Raw genomic sequence first — 18,229 nt, forward strand, 5'->3', positions numbered from 1 at the left:
AACTATTCGAGACTGAGCCTTTATCATCAAGTCCAGCAAGAAAAGGATGCGTATTATGACGTATATAAGGCCTATACTCGGATTCACTCAAGGATTGATTGTTTATCTACTCTTTACACAAGCCCATCTTTCGGAAGCAGGTACCCTGTTTGCCCTTATCGCGCTGAATTTTCCCTTATGGGGACTACAAATTAAGCTACCCAATAAAAAAATGGTTGCCCTAGGCATAGGAATCCTTATTTCAATGGGGCTTATTTACGGTTATGCTGTTTATCATCTTATCAACTTGATGCATGCCTCTAGTAGCTACCTGCCTTCTCTTCTAGCCTTTCAGTGCGCACTAAGTGCCTTTATCTTATTTGTATTTTATTGTGTCCTTATGGAAGAAGGGCGTTTTCACTTTCCGTATCTCACTTTGTTTAGTGAGTTTTGGCAAATTATTTTAAAAGTGTTTTTAGGCCAACTTTTAGTCTATTTAACGTGGGCATTGTTTATCTTGGCAGCAAAGCTTTTTGAGTTGTTGGGTATTTTTTTAATCAGTAATTGGGTGTTCAGCAAACCCTTCATCTATATCATGCCTTCGTTTTTCTTTGGTATCGCAATGACCATCTTATACCGTTATGAGGATATTCTTACAAAGCTAAGAAATATTTTATTGGCGTTTTGCCGCTTCCTATACCCCATTTTCGTCGTTATTAGCTTAAGTTTTTTACTCGTCATTCCCTTTGCACATAAAATTTTTGCTGACTTTTGGCCTGTCATCGTTGGTTTAAGCATAGCCAACATTTTATTGTTTAATGGGATTTTTCAGGCTGGCTTTACTCAAGCACCTTACGCACGTTGGTTTTCAATCTTAATTTATGCTTCGTTGATTATTATTACACTTTATTCTTTTTATATTTTGCGGTTTCCTCTCTCGGATATGAAAAATTATGGGTTCAAACCGGAAGTATTTTTACTGCTGTTATTACTTCTCTTCCTTTTTACTTATCACCTCTGTTATAGCCTCGCTGTGTTTTTCAGCACAAAACCTTGGTTATCAATGATAAGACATGCCAATACCGTTATTGCCTTAGTTATTGCAATAACTTATTTGGTTCTCGCATTACCACTTGTCGATATTGGTAAAATTTCATCAAAAGCTCAACTCTCCCGATTATTAAATAACAAGGCGATAATTAATTCTCAAAACACTTTTAGTAACCCTGGGTATTTAGTTGGGGTAAATTTGCAAAAGGCCAATTTGGAAGGACGGGATTTGCGTAACATCAATTTTTCAGGTGCTGATTTGCGAGGGGCAAATTTAGTTAATGCAAACCTAGAAAATGCCGATTTCTCTAAAGCCAATCTAGCTGATGTGAATTTAAACAGTGCTAATTTGCAATTCGTAAAATTTAAAGAAGCCAACTTGGTTTCAGCTCAATTAAGCAGTGCCAATCTATCTTTTGCTCAGTTTGATAAAACAAATCTCACCAAAGCTAACTTTACTGGGGCTATTTTAAAAAATTCCTGGTTTAATCAAGCGATTTTTCAGCAGACTAATTTCTCTAATGCTGATTTAAGTAACGCTTATGGTCTAGGACAAAGTGATTTAAACAAAGCCTGTGGCAACAACGTTGCTTTACCGGAAAAATTATCAATTAAACCTTGTATGAATTAAAGCGCCGTGAGTGATACCCTACTTCCCTAAGATTAACCCTGCCTTCTCCCTTAAAAAATATTAGGTGCTTGGGATTGATAAACTTGCGTTGAAACACCATTCTAAGGATAATTCGTTTTTTGCAGTTTAATGCTAGGTAGGGTATGGGACATTTAGGCCAATTTATTACTAATCACTGGGGACTTTGGCTCGCTTTAGCTATTGTTTTAGCACTCATTTTTATTAATGAACTGTTAACTCAAAGAAAAAAAGCGAAGGAAATCTCTCCGCAAACCGCTGTCAATTTGATCAATCACGAAAATGCTGTGGTTGTGGATTTGCGCGAGGCAGAACTTTTTCGCAAAGGTCATATCATTGATGCAGTGCGGGCGACACCTGATGATTTTACCCAGCAACGTATGGATAAATACAAAACTAAACCCATTATTCTTGTTTGCGCACGCGGTTTGCAATCTGCACAATTGGCAGCTAAATTACAAGCACAAGGCTTTTCAAAACTAATGGTTTTATCAGGAGGCATCACCGCGTGGCAAACTGCTGAATTACCACTAGTTAAAGGGAAATAAAATTATGGCAACAGTGATTATGTACAGTACCGCTTATTGTCCGTATTGTCGTCTAGCCAGGGAATTGCTGGAAAAAAAAGGGGTGACATACACTGACATCCGCATTGACGAAGATCCCAGCAAGCGTGATGAAATGATTGCTAAAAGCGGCAGGACAACTGTACCACAAATATTCATAAACAGTCAGCATATTGGCGGCTGTGATGATATGTATGCCCTGGACGATCAGGGGCGGTTAGATGAACTTTTACGAAAATAGGAACAAACATGTCAGAACAAGCAAATAACCAACAGGAAGCGCAATTCATGATTCAGCGCATCTATGTAAAGGATTCTTCTTTTGAAGCACCAGGCACCCCTGCAATTTTTCAGCAAAAGTGGGATCCTGAACTCACTCTGGATTTAAACACACAAAACGTTGAATTAGAAAAAGGCGTGTATGAAGTCGTCCTAACCGTCACTGCTACAGTGAAAAATCAAAATAACATCGCGTTCTTAGCTGAAGTTAAGCAAGCAGGTATTTTCACCATCGAAGGCGCTCCAGTTGACCAGCTCGATCATTTACTAGGCAGCTTCTGCCCAAGCATTCTTTACCCTTATGCGCGAGAAACAATTACATCACAAGTTATTCATGGCAGTTTCCCACAATTAGTATTGGCGCCTATTAACTTTGATGCGTTGTACGTGCAACAGCTCGAAGATAAAAAGAAGGCTAAGCAAAAAGAGGCTGAAGAGACTACGCACTAAACCATGAAAAAAGGTACGGTTGCCATCCTTGGTGCCGGCTCCTGGGGCACCGCTGTTGCTATTCATGTGGCGAAAAATGGTAATCAAGTCATGCTGTGGGGACATACTCCGCAGCATGTGCAAGATATGATTAAACAGCGCTGTAACCAGCGCTACTTGCCTTCTTGCCACTTTCCTGATCTACTAGTTCCTACAATGGATCTGCACTATTGCTTAGATCACGCTTCAGAAATAATAATTGCTGTCCCGTCTCATGCTTTTGCTGAATTATTGTCTCAACTAAACCAACCCAGACAAGGTCTGGCTTGGTTAACCAAAGGGGTCGATCCTGTTAGTCATAAATTACTGAGTAATCTCGTTTATGAACGTTGGGGGGACGACTTCCCAATTGCTGTGATCTCTGGTCCCTCTTTCGCACGTGAAGTTGCCCACTCTTTACCAACCGCACTCACATTAGCCTCTAATAATGCTATTTACCAAAACACGATCAGGGCATTACTGCATCATAATAACTTGCGAGTTTATTTGAGTAATGATGTTATTGGTGTGCAATTGTGTGGAGCAGTAAAGAATGTCCTTGCTATCGCTTGTGGTATCAGTGATGGATTAGGTTACGGTGCTAATGCCAAAGCAGCGCTGATTACTCGAGGCTTGGCCGAAATGAAGCGTTTGGGAATAAAAATGGGAGCACGAGATGAAACGTTCATGGGGCTAGCTGGCCTTGGTGATTTGGTGCTGACATGCACCGACGATCAATCACGAAATCGACGGTTCGGGCTATTTTTAGGAAAAGGAATCCGTATTGTAGAAGCTGAACAGCAAATAGGACAAGTCGTAGAAGGAAAACATAACGCCTCACAAATCTGCTACTTAGCAAATCAATATGATGTTGAAATGCCAATATGTTCACAGGTCAATGCGCTTTTATTGGGAAAAATTACTCCCCAACAAGCAGTAGTCAATCTTATGAGCCGCTCTCCTAGGGAAGAATAACTCATCTACTTCATCATAGGCCTATTGCTCAGGGCTGCAAAAGATCAAGCTCCCTAATGTTGGATTTGGCACAAAACAGCCAGTTTTGAGTACAGGTTGCAAGAAGACATAACAAAAGCAGCAAAGCTGCCAATTTGAGTAATTTTTGGAGATGTTTTCTCGCAAGATGCGCCAAATACGATCGTTTATTAAAGGGTTGATCTATTACTCACAACCTGGTTCGGATAGCCGCTTAGGAATAACATTTGTCACTCAAATCCTAAGCTGTTGGAGGAGCTATTTTTCCCTCAATTTCCATTTTGATCCCCTCAACAATTTCTTTAGGCTGGGGTTTGAAAAAGAAGCAACTTGCTTTTTCTAAAATAGCTTTAGTGTATTTTCTACCTTCTTGATGACCAAACTTATTCGTGCTTGCCTCTTTAATTGCCAGGAGATAGTCTTTAAGTGCAGGCTGTTTCATAAATCGAGTTGCATAGCAGGAATCTTTAGCAAACTCATACTTAAACCCGGTAAAACCCAACGTTTTCATTAATTCTTTTTCAGGTCTAAATTGGACAGTCGGATCTAAGAAAATGATTGCCTCCTGGTCAAACTTCATATCGGGAACTTCTCGGCCCAGTATCATCAGTGCAGTCCAGATATATTGCTGCTCTATAGGATCGTCTCCCTCAATGATAATCGGATTCCCTTTTGAAGGCGCTTTATCGAAACGAGATAAAAATTCACTCGCCATAGCAATAGCAAATTCTACTCGGCCGGTAACAAGCTCTGGATCGTCAGGATCAGGACCCTGCGGAAATTTATTTACCGTAAATTTCACTTCGGGTACTTGCTCTGCAAGCCCACCTTCCCCATGAATCCCCGGCTCATAACTTATAGCTTGCTCTTCAATAAAGCAACCAACTGTTTTTTTATGGGGGTTAATAGTATGCAACCGAGCCTTGCCCTCTTTTAAAGCAGGAACCGTTTTATAAGTACTTGCTCCATAAGATTTTTCTGTCAAAGAAGTGGCTTTCTCGATTTTCTCAGGGGAATAATTACCAAAAAATTGTTCTTTTTCACTTCTATCAATATCCACAAAGTTACTGGCGAAAGTTAAAAACTTAACATTAAATTGTCCGGATTTTGCTTGCTTTAGGGTTTTCAGTATGCCTTGGCGTAAGAGAATATTGGTTGCCTTACAATCCCCAAAAAATTTCTTTTGCAAAGGCTCGTGCAAATCCAATTCAGTTTGCACTTTCTTTATCTCTTTCTCAAGATAGTTAGATCGCTGTTGAATTGCTTTTTTGTGAGACAGATTTGAGATCTCACTTAAATCGCTGGGTAACGAAGCTAATTGATGGTTTAGTTCAATACGCAAAATTCGAAGATATTTAACAAGTACATTGCAGTTCCTCGCTAATCGTTCATAGTAGTTTTCCATTTCCGTCGCATGTTTTTTAGCGATAGTTTGGAAACCAGGGTTAAACCAATGAATGGGAGATAATTTACTTAGGGCACTCAATTCCTTCCGTACGCTATCGTCAAGCTGCGTAACCGCATCTAAATGCTTTTTGGCTTTGTCTAATTCGCGCCCATCTTCAGCTAAAGCTTGTTGATATTCATCGCAATTTAAAAATCTAGCCCTTTGCTCCTCCCTCTGTTTAAGCAAATTTTGTTGCCTTTCTTTTGCAGCCTCAACAATCAATAAATAATCCTCTGCAAATAAGCCGCTTATCAGCCCAGCATTAATACCTACTTCCACTAACTGATCATTGTTTTTAACCTGTTGAATTATTTCTAATAATTCATCATCTTTTATCATTGCAATTCTTGCTTTTAAAGCGGTAATTGCTTTTCTGTGCGCAATTAGCGCTGGATTATAATCTTCCTCCTCTTCCAGAGGTTCAGTCAGAATCTTCTTCTCTTGTGCCAAACGCTGTCCTGCATCTTTGGTAGCCATTAACGAATGCTGCAGTTCTGCAATGGGTGGGCTCAAACTCTCCTTCTCTGATATGGGTGCTTTATTGCGTTTAGTTGGCTCCTCAGCCGCTTTACCTGTTGCATCTTCCGCTCCTTCTTGAGTCTTTTTGATCGTATTTTGTCTTTCAGCAAGCCTTAGCTTAGCCTGGCTAATACAATTTTCCAGTGACTTTCTGATCTCATCAATATCCTCAGCAGGCAATTTTGCCTTCAGCTCTCGGCAGAAATCTTTGGCGTCTTCATCTGTGGTATCTTCATCATTTAAATTTGCCAAAAAAATATCGCCATACTCGAGCAGATCTTCATCGGGCGTATTGATAATTTCAAACAATATTTTCTCTTTTGAATTAGCATTTGCCGATTCCCGGCTTTCCGAACCAACTTCTTCTTGTTCATCCCATACCAAACTATCTGGATCAGCTTCTAAGGCTTTAACCATTCTATCGAACTCTTCTTTTTTAAAAGAGTTACTTAGAGCCTCTTGCATTTTTCTCATTTTTTCTTCTATATCCATCATGGATAGCGCATGTTTTAAAACTTCCAGCCTGCCTTCTTCAGTAGAACCAATCTGCTGGATACGTTCCTTGAGTAAATTTCTTATTTCATCAAGATCCTCATCGCTTAAATTTTCTTCAATAGCTAGAAAATCTCCACATAAACTTCTACTTTCCTCATTGCTCTCACTGATTAAAAATTTAATCCCAAGTGTTAGTATTGTTTCATCTGAGATTTGGCCGATAAGTCTTTTAATTTCTAGTTCTGTCATTTCTTGCCCCTATATTTTGATTTCATTGAATCCATTGTAACCAAATGAAATTACTTGATTATTAGGGATGCACTTAAATTTGTTCTTAGCGGAAACAACACATTTCATACCCGCTTAAGCTTAGCGTAAGGGTCTTCTGTTAACTTTAAATTTAACCATTTTGAATATTTAAGGTGCAGAAATGACCAAAGATAATTTTACAAATCACTTAACTAAAGAAAATGAAGAACTAGGCAATTTATTCAACGAAATTACAGAAATTATTTCCAAGATTGAAAAAGGGCAAATTCATGCAAAGCAACTGAATTTAATTTTAGACAAGGCAAAAATGTGCTACATAAAGTTAAATGTCAATGTGGAAGCAGTGGATGACGCTTTTAATCTTTTAATTCAGAAAAGCTGGCCCTTTTTCAAAAATAAAAATAATTTGGGCAATCAACTAGCAGTAATTCTAAATCATTTGATTACTTCTGGAAAATCTAATAACCCTAAGTTTAAAGAGGCTTTTTTATTGCTTAGGGCTTTTTCAAGACTGAATGAAATTAATCATAATCAATATTATGATTTAGTTAATGTGCAGGTATTAAAACCAGAAGCAAGAACCCTGCAAAGGGATAAAGAATGGAAATTGATTTTAGATAAACAATGGAATTTAAGTTCCAAAGATGTTTCTAATATCTTGGATTATAATGATCCTAAAAAGAGATGGGTAAATAAGAGAGAATTAAGAACGGCCAATGATTCATGGACGGTATATTCCTTATTAAAAGTCTGCGAAAAAGTATTATTGCATTTAGAAGAAGCATCTTACGATCCAGCTAGTAAAGCAGCTGTGCTATGTATTGAAAAGATGATGGCAGGTTTGAACAATGCACAAAAAACCAATGCTGAGCGATTAATTGATTTTTACCGGGAGAAATCAAAGCTAAATCAAGGGAAAAAGCCATGTTCGTATTTACAAAGATCTCTAAAAGCAATCGAAGAAACTCTAGATGCAATTTCAAACGGACTTTTTTCCAGACTCATCAAAAAGGATGTTTGGCATGATTCTAAACTTGTTGGATTTTTTAAAGCAGCAGAAAAAATTAAAGAGGATGCTGCTAATAAAGATCGTGCAATTTACTCGAGCTCTATCTTTTTACCGCCCAAATAGATTTTATTGAGCCCTATTTCAGCACACCCTTGATTAAGCGAAGGTAATTCGATTATAGGCGCTTTAGCCCTTAACTTATAGTACTTACTCTCCGCATCCCCACGGAGACCCACAACCCAAGTCAAATTGCTGTAAGTTGAGGCTACCAGGGGGGGGTGAAGGACTTTCAGACTTACATAAACTTCGAATAGGAAAAGAATACATAGTTTCACCAACCGCCTGTTCAAGCGCTTCTAACCGCTCTATAGAAGACGGATCAAGGGAAGAAAGCTCGTTCTCTTTCACATGGATACAGGGATTACATTCCAGACTCTGATGAGGTAGAAGAGTAAACCCTGTTCTTTGAATTAATTCAGTGAATTCATGATTAGTTGTTTGCCAAAGAGGATACCATACCGTTCTTCCTTGGTACAAATCATCTTCTTGTTCAAATTCTTGCAAATTAGCATATCGTCTTGAATCACATTGACGCTTGCCGGATACAACAATGGCTTCGCAAGCCGGATCAAACTCATCTAAAAAGTCAAGCAAGGCTAGGCCTTTAAGGAAACTAGCGCACCATTGGAATTTAGGGCTAGGAAATTGTTTACGATCCATAACCATTTGTAAAAAAGTGGCTTGGGCGTTTAATGGGTGTACCTCAACTCCTTGGCTTTTTGCGTAATCAGAACAAGCAGATACTCTTTCAGCCCAAGAAGATGCAGCCCAGCCTGTATTCACGTAAACAAAATGAATACCTGTCTTGCCCCTTTCAATTAAGGCCTGCATCACTGCTAGGGAATGATTACCGAAATTACCGATGATGATGTACTGCATTTCTCGATGAGTGTCTAATAAGCGCTCAGTATCTACCAAGGAATTGTCACATTTGGTGCTTGCTAAAGGCATTAAAAAAATGCTCACCTCGTTATACTAGGCATTTTTCAAATCTTTTGCGCAACCTTCACTCAAATCCGACTGTTCAGGTAAACATTAACGTGGGTTGCCTGAGTCATTACTGGTTTAAAGTATGGTGCCCAGGGCCGGAATCAAACTTAAATATAACCTATTGATTTTTAATAAGATACATAATAGGGACTCGAATCTTACCCAAATTCTTACCCAACTAGAACATGATAACCGATTTGAATAGTTGCGAAAAGATGCGAACCAATAAATAATATTTAAGGGAATATCCCCTCTTCGCCAACGCGTTAGTCTTCTATCCATATGGAGCGATTAGACCAATTTTCAGGAAAACCCATGGCACTTACTATAATCTCGTGCTCTTTAATTAAGGCAATAAGTCGATTTCTAAAATGATTTCCAGGACAAATGATTTTTAATAAATGAATAATCATAACCAAAGGATTGTAAAGCCTTCTCGAAGCTAAGGGGTCATTATGAAAGTTATTTATTAAATCGGATGGCTTAGAGCGTGGAACTTTCATCGTCTTCGTCATTCCTCTATTCCAAACCCTGCTATGATGGGCACATAGGTTGCGTAGGTAGGCTAAATATTCAACAAAACTGACGAGAACGGAATAATCTAACTGATAGCATCTTGCTATTCTATTACAAGGCTCACTTGCATTCATGGATTTTAACCACTTTGATAAAAGGCCGAATGACATGACTTCACAAGCCGCCCATATAGGTGGTGCATCGGGAGAAGTATAAGTATTTTGGTAATGTTTTATAAATAGCTCATCACTTCGAGCTACTTCTTTTTGTAATTGAACAATATTTTGGCTGTGCCATTGAACATTTTTATTTAAACCTTCCACCAAGTGAGCATGAGCACCACCAACCTCAGCAAAGAAATAAGCCCACTGTGTTCTTATGGAGATTTCGATCCGTTCTATAGCATCTAAAAGCAACAGCCTAAGCTCTCGGTCAAAAAGATATAAATTCAAAACATCTGAAAATCTGACATTTGGTTTAAAATGATGAGTTTTATTATCGTGTTGAAACGGAATCCAATAGCCTGACAAACGATAATAATTAAGGTGTTTCAGGTAATGTGCAGTATCATGCTCTACAATCAAGCCACGCTGAGATAATAATTTGACTTGCTGCTCTATAGAGAGGAAAGGCTTGTTAAACTTCATTTTTCCAGCTTATAAAAAAGTAACCCACCGGTTTGAGGATGCTCATTGAACATAGCCTTGGTGGGTTTTCTTAATTACATTATCGTTTATTTTAACATTTTTTGCAATTGATTTGGATGATTACGGAAAGATACGAATCGATAGGTAGTTCCTATTTGCTGTTTATATCAGAACAAATATAATAAATATAGTCACAGCACATATTACCAAACTAATGAGAGGTTTATAATGAACATCAGTGAACCCTACACAAGCGCCTGGGCTGCAATTGCAGACACCCCAGGTGAAGCAGCTAATATGCAGGTTAAATGCCAGTTAATGAGTAAAATAGTAAAAATTATTCAATCCAAAGGATGGACTCAATCTGAAGCCGCATCTCGTTGTGCCGTTACTCAACCTCGAATAAATAATTTACTACGTGGCCGAATGTCTCGCTTTTCTCTTGACTCATTAGTTAATATTGCTGCGGCCCTCGGGCAACAAGTTCATATAGAACTAAAGAAGCGAATTCCAGCTAATGGTGAATTATAATGGCCTGCTAAATAAATTCTGATAAATTTATATACTTACAGTTCATTAACCTATTAGTTTCATACTTAAGGCTTCCGACCCCATAGCTCACAAAATCCTTTTCATCATCAATCAGTTGAGAACATTTAGCTGTTAAAATATTTCCATTTTTATTTGTTATTATTCGTTTTGATACATAGTTCCATGAAAATGCATTAAAACCTTTTCTAGGATCTTTTTCTAAATGGGAAATATCAATAAATCCACAATCTCCGGTAGGTCCTAGTTGCGATATCCATTGATTTGTTACCGCATTGAATTTAAATTTTTCAGACCAGGTTTTATCATAAATCTTGCAAGTTTGTTCTGTTTCCTGAAGGCTCTCTTTTAAAAGTGAAGCCATTCCTTCTTTAGATGGATTATCACAAAATTTTTTAAAACTTTTTATGAGCCTTTGCTTTTCTTCGGTATCCGCCTTTGAGCCATTGTTCATATCTTTGCACCATTGTTTCATAGAGCTTATTTCTGATTGTAATTCTTGTTCACTCTGGCTGTTGAATAGCGCAATTTTCTCCCTTTCTTTTTCAGCATCATTATGCATTATTGATACCTGATGAAATGTACACTCTATATCACCAGTGTTATTTCTAATTTCTGTGCATTCTGCTTTAAATCTAGAGTTTTCTTTATCATTAATAAACATCTGAAATGTAGGATACTCTATACCGAATATTGTTTTAGCATTATTAGCAAATAATGCAGCCGAAAAAAAGCTGGCGAACAGTAATATTAAATATGTTTTCATAAACTTGCCTCTTATAAATTCAATGCACATCCCTTTAATTGATACTCATAGTCCGTGGTTATATAGTCTTCAGGCGCATATTCTATGTGAATGCGCAAAAAACATCCAGCATTAATTAAATTAGGTAATAATATCCGAGAGCTTCGTAAGTTAAAAAACCTCTCTCAGGAAGCATTTGCTGATGAAATTGGTTTAGATCGAACCTATGTTGGTGGGATTGAGAGAGGTGAACGTAACCTCGCAGCATTAAACATAATTCGTATAGCAGTTGCGCTAGATGTGGAGGTTGGGCAGCTGTTCCCCTCAATCAACATTTTACGTGCGGAAATCAAATAAGAAGACACGACTTTCCCATGAATGGCTCAATTATTTCCTAATAAAGCAAACTAATTGAGTGAGTTGCTTCTTAAATTCCGTAATTTTTTGGGATAATTTTCTCACGTCAGCGCATCTACCTCCGTGCTTATAGGCATTTCTACTAACCCTCTCTTTACCTTCAGAAGTTTTAGGACCGGTTGAATATTTCCACGGCTTCTGTTTTTTGGTTAATTGAGACTGTATCAAGCGTTCTTCCTGTGTCCATTTTCTCAAGATGTTTCTCCCTTACCACTTTGTTTGCAATTTTTTTTGAGTTTTCAAATTCAATGGAGCCTGAGGCTTCCTGGTTATTAATTTGTTGATTAACCGCATTATTCTGCTGCTTAACAAACATTACTCGGCGTGGGTGTTTCAACTCAGCCAAGGTAGATAATGTTTTTCGGCACTGTGATTGTGCTCTAAAAGCAATGTTTGAGATTGCCTCAACCTGATTTACCATATTAAGATCGGCTAAGTGATTGAGAGAATCATAGAAAATATAATCAAGCATTTTTGCTTGCGTCATCAATATTTGTTCTATTTCAGTTATATCGCCATCAATCACGCGCTCAGAACTCTTAGTTAGTTCATCCATGAGCGTTGGAACATCAAGTAAACGACCATGGTCATGTAGCTTATTGATTGCCATTGCTGCACTAGACAAACTATTTGTATTGTTTTTGGATCTATTAATTTTCTCTTGCCTAGACCTTTCTTCATTTAGTGATTTAATCGTCATCTTCCATAATCTCCCTAATAAATGTATTGGCCGCAAATCTACCTTTGTTTTGCTTTCTAAAGCTTTTCTCTTCATGGCTCATAGCATCAAGCCAGCATTTGGTATATTGATTCAAGATCTCCCGGAGCTTAGACTGCAGAAACTGTACATCTTCGTATAAGAATTCCAGCCCTGCTAATTCTGCATATTTTAAATAATTACTAAAAATATCACCTCCCGCCTGATTACCTTTGCAATTGTAGGTGAATTCTTTATATTCAACTTTTTCAGAGAAATTAAGGGAACCGGGGGAATCGCCTTGCCTCTCCTGGATTTCCAAGGTTCCCTCATCAAATACACTAGCTGGAACCAGGGAACCCGCCAATTTCATACGAGCAACTAGATCACGCACACCCATTTCTTAAGCCTCATCAATTGGTAAAATCCAATACAAAGAAAGAGACTGCTTATCCAGTTTAACTTTTTTGGAATTTCTCCCTGGATCTTTATCTACAATCCACTTAGATTCATTCAACGCCCGTAATATGCAATTCAAATCAAATCCCGTGGCCGCTTCTTGGAGTGCTGATGAATTAAATAAGTAAAACGACCTTGTTGTGTATCTTTCCAATAACCAGCACGATCTCTGACGACAGGTCGTTGATCAATGTTATCTCCTTGATAAGTAGCCCTTGCTTGCTCAAGCCCAGAAAATCGACTGTCTCCATGCCTATCAATAAAATGACGTATGCCCTGAAGAATTTGACGTGTTTCTGTTTGGCCTTGGCCTCTAAAATTACGCCATGAATTAAATAACTCAAGGATTGCATTTAAAGCTTCTCCTTCCTGCCATCCAGTCAAGCCATATTCAGTGGCTTTCTCACCAGCCAAAGCAATAAGAGCAAATAATCCTGCCGCTCGACTTTCCACACCGTCTGAAGTGGGAAATAAATCACAAAACTCAGCATATATTTCAGGAAAAGAATCTTTATCCTTCAAGAGATTTTCAATAAATGCAGGACCACTTGATCCATAAAACAAGCTTGTGGCTTGTTTCATAGAGTCAGCAAAGGCTCGGCCATCACTTAATCCATGCAGATTATCAAAGACGCCATACGTACGATCAGTTGCTGGAATATTAAGTAGCCTGACTTCTTGTCCTGCTTTAATTTTCTGCCCAACCTCTTGCATATGCGCAGATAATGTCCGTTCTCCACTCGATAAAATTATTGTGCGCCACCTAAAAGAATCACGCGCTCCACCATTACGCTTAGCCCGTTGCTTCCCTTGCCCATTTGCTAACGCGTAGATGATGGCACCAATCTCACGAGGATCACATTCGCTGATTTCATCTAAGACCAGTAAGCTATCATTTAGTGCAGCTGCTGTAGCTTCCAACCCATTCGCAGTGGCACGCCAGGTACGGACATAATTGGGGCCACCCCATACGCTTGCAGCGACTTGCAATGCGGTTGTCTTTCCATGACTTGATTTGCCGATTAAATGAATACCGCCACCCCCCGCAGTTTGTTGTTTTGCTTTCAATAAAAGTGGGGCTGCAAATGCAGCTGAGACGGACAGCAGCAAAATTGGATTTCCACTACAACGAAGAGCAACTTGTTCACGCCAGCTTCGGAGATCACCTTTTTGAATGAAATCATTGTGTGCGGCATATTCTGATTGAAAACGCACATTAGCACCCCCAATAGTTTTATTCGGCATTACAAAAGATTGCCCATCACTATGCCATCCCGTACTTGAAGCAGCTGTTATGCGGCATTGAGGATTTTGTTGCATTAACCAATTATTTAAATATTTTTTTGCATCGAGATTTATTTTGACGCCCAAGTTTAAGAGTTCACCACGCATTTCATCGCCATTACCTCTTAAAAGATGCATGGGCATTGCCCACTCGCGCCATGTACCAAATGGCTGAATAAAACGTAACAACAGACCAAACGATTCGTTAAGCTCATCAGCAGAAATTGCATCTGAATGGATGGGTGAGCACACCCAGATATCGATAGGCTTAGGTTCTTGCCCACCTGTAAAACCATGCCAATATAAACCTGGTTGTTTTTGATGACCTTCGATTAAAAACCAATCGTCATATACCATAAAACCAGGTCGTTTGATTTCTGGTTCAGCAGATATTTCAGGTGGAACATGATGAGGTGAAATTGCCTCTAATTTAAAACTAGAAGGATCTTGTAAATCCTCTGTGGATAAGGTTCCTTCTGTTCCCTGAATTATTTCCTCAAGGGAACCGTTGAAATGCGCAGTATCGTTGGCTATTCCCTCGGTTCCCTCAGAGATTTTTCTATCTAACTCAAACATGCTACACCCCCATGATGAGCTGCAAGCCAACAACTTAAATCATTAAAATCTTTTAAGGACGTTGGTACTCCCTGAGGCCATATTGGTTTACTCAGTAACGCTCCTGAGGCAATCGCTGCATCACGCCCTTTAGTTAAACCAGGATTGTTCGGAGTTAAACGATCATCATCCGCACAGATAATCAACTCTACGTTGGGTAAGCAATAACGAATCGTTGTGGCCACCGCTTTTAAATTTCCTGCGTTGCAAGCAGCAATCACACAATAGGTTGGGTTTTTCTCAGCGAGTGTTGCACCAGTAGCGAATCCTTCACAAATTAATATTTTTTTATCATAAGCTGGATAATACCGGACAGGTATGAAATGTTCTTTTATTGCTCCATTTGATAAAAACCGCTTTGCGCCGTGTTCATTGATATACTGCAAACTCCATATTTTCCTGTCAAAATCGATTACAGGTAAAACAATTTCTTTACCATATTGACGGGCATAAAATGGTAATATGCGTTTTTTTAAGAGATAGGGATGATTGAGATCTGCCTTGGAATAGCCTATCCACAAATGTTCAGCATGCAAAGCGGCCTGAAGTTGTTCCTTGACCTGCATTTTCTGACGCATCTTACAACTTGATTTGATACGCTCCACTTGTTGTTTACGTTCTGACGCACCCATATAGCCTTGCTTTTTATAACTCCATTTTAAATAACCTCCTTTTTTCCAACTGCCGTATATTCCGCATGGTACACCACCAAGATGTAATACATACCATCCATTTTTAGAGCCAGATTTATCTCCTTCAATATGAAAACGATGCAATTTCCCATCGGCAATTATTTCATTTGGGGGCGTAATTCCATTGGCTAATAACTCCGCTTGGAATTCTGGAATAATTTGATTAAAATCCATTTCTAGTTACTCCAATATAATGCTTTTTCTTGCATTTTTGTCTGAGAGCAGGCTTCATCTAATTGGCCTTGGATACATTCCTGCTCTACCCCACAACACTTTTTAACTTCAATTATCTTTAGTTGAAATAGATTGAAAGCAAGCCAATTACTCTTTTCATGTTGCATAACAGGCCCCTCATAACAATTCATCGACTGTTGTTGGTAGGTTATTTACCCAATCTTCAAGTTCTTTTCGAACATACATAGGGCGCTTACTACCAAGTGGAAATCTAGGTTTTGGAAAATTTGGGAGGTTGTTAAGTTCATAAAACTTTGTTGTGCCTACACCCAATATTTCTTTTGCGTGCTTGGGGTATGCCAATAGAGGGTTTTCTGGTTTTAATTTCATGTTCTCTCCATAAGTAATTAAAGCGTATTCGAATTACTTTTTAAGAATTCGATGAAACCATTATGAAGAGTTAAAGGGGTTACAACACGTCCCTACATTACAATGAAAAAAAACACCAGTGTATCGTAGGGCATCTAATTATTTTGACAGTAATAAAGGTGCAATTTGTTCTCGGTAGATAGGTAATAAATTTTTCCACTTGGATACATTATCATGAAACTCCATAGCCAACTCAATGAGAGCTTCAATCTTGTATAGCGCCACTAAATCATTATTTTTTGCCTTGGCATATTGTTGATAATAGTACTCAAGTGTTTTCTCTTGGATATCTAGGGAGTCTAAAAATATTTTCAAATAGGTTTTAAATTGGCTACTTTCGTAATTTTGTGTAGGGGGTGTAATGCCTAAAGCTTCAGCAATAAAAATTAATTCAAAATAAGCATGCTTAATAATCCTTTCCTTATTAAATGGGCTACCTTGTTTTCGATTAAAGTTATTTACCAATTGGTTCAATTGATCAAAATTCCATGTAAAATGAAGAGAAGAATAATTAACGCCCAGGTATGAAAACATCACGAGCTCGTTATCAATAACCTGTTGATGAGTCTCGTCCATAAGCTTAATAGCTTTATTCATATGTTTTATAGCCTCATTAATTTTTTGCTTCAATTTTGATAAATCCGTTTTTTCTGAAATTGTTATTAAATATTGATGAAGATGCCATGAGCCTATAATATGCAGCAGGTGCTCTGATGTTACTTTGTATTCTGATATTTGGTTTAAGGAGACTTTGATAAATAATTGCTCCTCAAGATGAGCAGGAGTTACGGGTACATTATAATTGAGATAAGTATCTTTCTCCATTTTCTCTCTAAATATAAGCGCCTCTGATATGAGAGAAGCATCTACCCACTTGTTATCCATTATTATTCTCCATAGAGTAGGTTCGATCACTTGCACCTTGAGATAACCAATTGCTATACCATTCCACTAACTGCCTACGCTCCTGTTTAAAGTCTGCTCTTAAATACACTCCCCTAACTCCTTGCACCTTGTGTGCAAGCTGAGCCTCTATAGCATCACTCCTGAAATGACCTTGCTCATGCAAAACACTAGAAGCCAAAGAACGAAAACCATGCAAAGTATGACGATTTTTATATCCTAAAAGATGCAATAACTTGCGCGAGCTTGTTTCACTGATAGGCTGATGAGCTTTTGAGGTTGGCGAGTTAAACAAATATGGAGTAAATCCCGTCAATAATCGAAGTTCTTTTAATAGCTTTAGTACCTGTGAAGATAACGGCACCCAGTGAGGTAAACCCATTTTCATGCGCTCCTGAGGTATATTCCATTCTCCAGAACACAAATCAAACTCACTCCATTGGGCTAGTCGCAATTCTTTAGGCCTGGTAAAAACATGAGCGAGTATTTCTATATAAAGTTTATTGATTTTGGTTGCTGTACTCTCACGAATACGATGCAATAGTTCATGAGCATCAGAAGCATTAATTGCCGGCTGATTAATAATCTTAGGTTTGGGCATTAATGCTTTGTGTAGTCCAATGAATGGGTAATTTTCAGTGAAAGAAGCACCTACTGCAAATTCAAAGATTGCTTTAAGCCTTGCAAAAATACGATGAGCAACATCATGATGTCCTTGCTCTTCATGGGGTTGTATTACATTTAATATGTCCACCTTGGTAATCTCATCAATTGCTTTATTACCAATTAAAGGATAAATGTCTCGGGTAAGGCTTTTGCTATGGCGATTACGTGCTACCTCTTTCCACATCCCTTTATTTTTTTGAAACCACTGGTCAGCAATAATTTGAAAAGTGCTTAACGTTTTTCCAGAGTCATCATTCTTTTGTCTCGGGTCGATTTCCTTTTTAACTAACTCTCGGTAATCTGCGGCAATAGCTCGAGCCTCCCCAAGTTTTACAATCGGATATTCGCCAATCGTAATTGTTTGTGGTTTTTTATCCCATTGAAACCGAAATATAAAAACTTTTTTACCGCTAGGTCTTGCCTCAATAACTAACCCATCACAAATTGCCTTTCTCTTGGCCTTCCCATTTTCAGCTTTTAACGATTTTATCTGTGTGTCCGTCAACATAAACAACTACCTCAACTAAATAGCACTCCTTGAGCCTCTTAGTAAGCCAAATGCTTACCCAAGATCTTACCCAAAGTGTGTGCGGATTAATACGAAAAATTACGTTTAGTTGAGAAGAAATTTAGGGGGGTAAATCACTATTATTGTGTTATTA

20 protein-coding genes are annotated in these 18,229 nt (G+C 38.3%); 8 read left to right on the forward strand and 12 right to left on the reverse strand.

Features of this window, described 5'->3' with window-relative positions; translation table 11 throughout:
* The first annotated feature begins 55 nt into the window (after window positions 1-55).
* From LMI_RS14955 to LMI_RS12020, 5 genes are all read left to right on the forward strand, one after another.
* A complete protein-coding gene (locus LMI_RS14955; RefSeq protein ID WP_052679563.1) occupies window positions 56-1,660 on the forward strand; it encodes a pentapeptide repeat-containing protein in 1,605 nt (534 codons plus the stop codon).
* A gap of 143 nt (window positions 1,661-1,803) precedes the next feature.
* On the forward strand, window positions 1,804-2,226 hold the full coding sequence (locus LMI_RS12005) for a rhodanese-like domain-containing protein (protein ID WP_045100014.1): 423 nt from the start codon (window positions 1,804-1,806) through the stop codon (window positions 2,224-2,226).
* 4 nt (window positions 2,227-2,230) lie between these two features.
* Complete coding sequence (gene grxC, locus LMI_RS12010; protein WP_045100015.1) at window positions 2,231-2,485, forward strand: glutaredoxin 3; 255 nt, start codon at window positions 2,231-2,233, stop codon at window positions 2,483-2,485.
* 8 nt (window positions 2,486-2,493) lie between these two features.
* Window positions 2,494-2,973: a protein-export chaperone SecB gene (gene secB / locus LMI_RS12015; protein WP_045100016.1), complete on the forward strand. Its 480-nt coding sequence runs from the start codon at window positions 2,494-2,496 to the stop codon at window positions 2,971-2,973.
* Window positions 2,974-2,976: 3 nt separating this feature from the next.
* On the forward strand, window positions 2,977-3,966 hold the full coding sequence (locus tag LMI_RS12020) for an NAD(P)H-dependent glycerol-3-phosphate dehydrogenase (RefSeq protein WP_045100017.1): 990 nt from the start codon (window positions 2,977-2,979) through the stop codon (window positions 3,964-3,966).
* A 259-nt stretch (window positions 3,967-4,225) separates the two neighbouring features.
* Here the strand turns inward: LMI_RS12020 and LMI_RS12025 are convergent, their stop codons facing one another.
* The gene (locus tag LMI_RS12025) at window positions 4,226-6,694 is read right to left on the reverse strand and encodes a coiled-coil domain-containing protein (RefSeq protein WP_045100018.1); all 2,469 of its coding nucleotides are present in this window, start codon (window positions 6,692-6,694) and stop codon (window positions 4,226-4,228) included.
* A 181-nt stretch (window positions 6,695-6,875) separates the two neighbouring features.
* On the opposite strand from LMI_RS12025, the gene LMI_RS12030 reads away from it, so the two are divergent.
* Window positions 6,876-7,847, forward strand: a complete 972-nt coding sequence (locus LMI_RS12030) for a hypothetical protein (protein WP_045100019.1) — start codon at window positions 6,876-6,878, stop codon at window positions 7,845-7,847.
* An 84-nt stretch (window positions 7,848-7,931) separates the two neighbouring features.
* Here LMI_RS12030 and LMI_RS12035 read toward each other — a convergent pair whose 3' ends face one another.
* Both LMI_RS12035 and LMI_RS12040 read right to left on the reverse strand, forming a co-directional pair.
* Window positions 7,932-8,750, reverse strand: coding sequence for a phosphoadenosine phosphosulfate reductase domain-containing protein (locus LMI_RS12035; RefSeq protein ID WP_144405781.1), 819 nt, complete (start codon window positions 8,748-8,750; stop codon window positions 7,932-7,934).
* Between the two features lie 290 nt (window positions 8,751-9,040).
* Window positions 9,041-9,937 (reverse strand): Abi family protein, encoded by an 897-nt coding sequence (locus tag LMI_RS12040; RefSeq protein ID WP_045100021.1) that lies wholly within the window; start codon window positions 9,935-9,937, stop codon window positions 9,041-9,043.
* Window positions 9,938-10,165: 228 nt separating this feature from the next.
* Between LMI_RS12040 and LMI_RS12045 the strand changes: the two genes are divergently transcribed.
* On the forward strand, window positions 10,166-10,468 hold the full coding sequence (locus tag LMI_RS12045; protein ID WP_045100022.1) for a helix-turn-helix domain-containing protein: 303 nt from the start codon (window positions 10,166-10,168) through the stop codon (window positions 10,466-10,468).
* Window positions 10,469-10,475: 7 nt separating this feature from the next.
* Here LMI_RS12045 and LMI_RS12050 read toward each other — a convergent pair whose 3' ends face one another.
* Window positions 10,476-11,252, reverse strand: a complete 777-nt coding sequence (locus LMI_RS12050; protein WP_045100023.1) for a hypothetical protein — start codon at window positions 11,250-11,252, stop codon at window positions 10,476-10,478.
* A gap of 90 nt (window positions 11,253-11,342) precedes the next feature.
* On the opposite strand from LMI_RS12050, the gene LMI_RS12055 reads away from it, so the two are divergent.
* Complete coding sequence (locus LMI_RS12055; RefSeq protein ID WP_045100024.1) at window positions 11,343-11,588, forward strand: helix-turn-helix domain-containing protein; 246 nt, start codon at window positions 11,343-11,345, stop codon at window positions 11,586-11,588.
* A 169-nt stretch (window positions 11,589-11,757) separates the two neighbouring features.
* Here the strand turns inward: LMI_RS12055 and LMI_RS12060 are convergent, their stop codons facing one another.
* The 8 genes from LMI_RS12060 to LMI_RS12090 all read right to left on the reverse strand — a co-directional run bounded on the left by LMI_RS12060 (window position 11,758) and on the right by LMI_RS12090 (window position 18,075).
* Window positions 11,758-12,348, reverse strand: coding sequence for a hypothetical protein (locus tag LMI_RS12060; protein ID WP_045100025.1), 591 nt, complete (start codon window positions 12,346-12,348; stop codon window positions 11,758-11,760).
* Window positions 12,338-12,745: a hypothetical protein gene (locus tag LMI_RS12065; protein WP_045100026.1), complete on the reverse strand. Its 408-nt coding sequence runs from the start codon at window positions 12,743-12,745 to the stop codon at window positions 12,338-12,340. Before LMI_RS12065 ends, LMI_RS12060 begins: the two co-directional genes overlap by 11 nt.
* Before the next feature lie 134 nt (window positions 12,746-12,879).
* Complete coding sequence (locus LMI_RS12070; RefSeq protein ID WP_052679564.1) at window positions 12,880-14,664, reverse strand: DUF927 domain-containing protein; 1,785 nt, start codon at window positions 14,662-14,664, stop codon at window positions 12,880-12,882.
* Window positions 14,652-15,569, reverse strand: a complete 918-nt coding sequence (locus LMI_RS12075; protein WP_045100027.1) for a toprim domain-containing protein — start codon at window positions 15,567-15,569, stop codon at window positions 14,652-14,654. Before LMI_RS12075 ends, LMI_RS12070 begins: the two co-directional genes overlap by 13 nt.
* 2 nt (window positions 15,570-15,571) lie before the next feature.
* Window positions 15,572-15,736 carry a hypothetical protein gene (locus LMI_RS15360; RefSeq protein WP_153280306.1) on the reverse strand — a complete coding sequence of 55 codons (165 nt, stop codon included), beginning with the start codon at window positions 15,734-15,736 and terminating at the stop codon, window positions 15,572-15,574.
* Between the two features lie 10 nt (window positions 15,737-15,746).
* The gene (locus LMI_RS12080) at window positions 15,747-15,959 is read right to left on the reverse strand and encodes a helix-turn-helix transcriptional regulator (protein WP_045100028.1); all 213 of its coding nucleotides are present in this window, start codon (window positions 15,957-15,959) and stop codon (window positions 15,747-15,749) included.
* 138 nt (window positions 15,960-16,097) lie between these two features.
* Entirely contained in the window at window positions 16,098-16,883 is a 786-nt protein-coding gene (locus tag LMI_RS12085) for a hypothetical protein (RefSeq protein WP_045100029.1), read from the reverse strand.
* Window positions 16,876-18,075, reverse strand: coding sequence for a tyrosine-type recombinase/integrase (locus tag LMI_RS12090; protein ID WP_045100030.1), 1,200 nt, complete (start codon window positions 18,073-18,075; stop codon window positions 16,876-16,878). Before LMI_RS12090 ends, LMI_RS12085 begins: the two co-directional genes overlap by 8 nt.
* Between the last annotated feature and the right edge of the window lie 154 nt (window positions 18,076-18,229).

This window comes from Legionella micdadei (assembly GCF_000953635.1).
GTDB lineage: Bacteria > Pseudomonadota > Gammaproteobacteria > Legionellales > Legionellaceae > Tatlockia > Tatlockia micdadei.

What these genes read in the sequence shown, in the direction of transcription:
- LMI_RS12020 (WP_045100017.1), top strand. Translation starts at nt 2,977, where the DNA reads ATGAAAAAAGGTACGGTTGCCATCCTTGGTGCCGGCTCCTGGGGCACC.
- LMI_RS12070 (WP_052679564.1), bottom strand. Translation starts at nt 14,664, where the DNA reads ATGTTTGAGTTAGATAGAAAAATCTCTGAGGGAACCGAGGGAATAGCC.
- LMI_RS12045 (WP_045100022.1), top strand. Translation starts at nt 10,166, where the DNA reads ATGAACATCAGTGAACCCTACACAAGCGCCTGGGCTGCAATTGCAGAC.
- LMI_RS14955 (WP_052679563.1), top strand. Translation starts at nt 56, where the DNA reads ATGACGTATATAAGGCCTATACTCGGATTCACTCAAGGATTGATTGTT.
- LMI_RS12025 (WP_045100018.1), bottom strand. Translation starts at nt 6,694, where the DNA reads ATGACAGAACTAGAAATTAAAAGACTTATCGGCCAAATCTCAGATGAA.
- LMI_RS12005 (WP_045100014.1), top strand. Translation starts at nt 1,804, where the DNA reads ATGGGACATTTAGGCCAATTTATTACTAATCACTGGGGACTTTGGCTC.
- LMI_RS12040 (WP_045100021.1), bottom strand. Translation starts at nt 9,937, where the DNA reads ATGAAGTTTAACAAGCCTTTCCTCTCTATAGAGCAGCAAGTCAAATTA.
- LMI_RS12065 (WP_045100026.1), bottom strand. Translation starts at nt 12,745, where the DNA reads ATGGGTGTGCGTGATCTAGTTGCTCGTATGAAATTGGCGGGTTCCCTG.
- secB (WP_045100016.1), top strand. Translation starts at nt 2,494, where the DNA reads ATGTCAGAACAAGCAAATAACCAACAGGAAGCGCAATTCATGATTCAG.
- LMI_RS12080 (WP_045100028.1), bottom strand. Translation starts at nt 15,959, where the DNA reads ATGAAATTAAAACCAGAAAACCCTCTATTGGCATACCCCAAGCACGCA.
- LMI_RS12055 (WP_045100024.1), top strand. Translation starts at nt 11,343, where the DNA reads ATGCGCAAAAAACATCCAGCATTAATTAAATTAGGTAATAATATCCGA.
- LMI_RS15360 (WP_153280306.1), bottom strand. Translation starts at nt 15,736, where the DNA reads ATGCAACATGAAAAGAGTAATTGGCTTGCTTTCAATCTATTTCAACTA.
- LMI_RS12050 (WP_045100023.1), bottom strand. Translation starts at nt 11,252, where the DNA reads ATGAAAACATATTTAATATTACTGTTCGCCAGCTTTTTTTCGGCTGCA.
- grxC (WP_045100015.1), top strand. Translation starts at nt 2,231, where the DNA reads ATGGCAACAGTGATTATGTACAGTACCGCTTATTGTCCGTATTGTCGT.
- LMI_RS12030 (WP_045100019.1), top strand. Translation starts at nt 6,876, where the DNA reads ATGACCAAAGATAATTTTACAAATCACTTAACTAAAGAAAATGAAGAA.
- LMI_RS12075 (WP_045100027.1), bottom strand. Translation starts at nt 15,569, where the DNA reads ATGGATTTTAATCAAATTATTCCAGAATTCCAAGCGGAGTTATTAGCC.
- LMI_RS12085 (WP_045100029.1), bottom strand. Translation starts at nt 16,883, where the DNA reads ATGGATAACAAGTGGGTAGATGCTTCTCTCATATCAGAGGCGCTTATA.
- LMI_RS12090 (WP_045100030.1), bottom strand. Translation starts at nt 18,075, where the DNA reads ATGTTGACGGACACACAGATAAAATCGTTAAAAGCTGAAAATGGGAAG.
- LMI_RS12060 (WP_045100025.1), bottom strand. Translation starts at nt 12,348, where the DNA reads ATGACGATTAAATCACTAAATGAAGAAAGGTCTAGGCAAGAGAAAATT.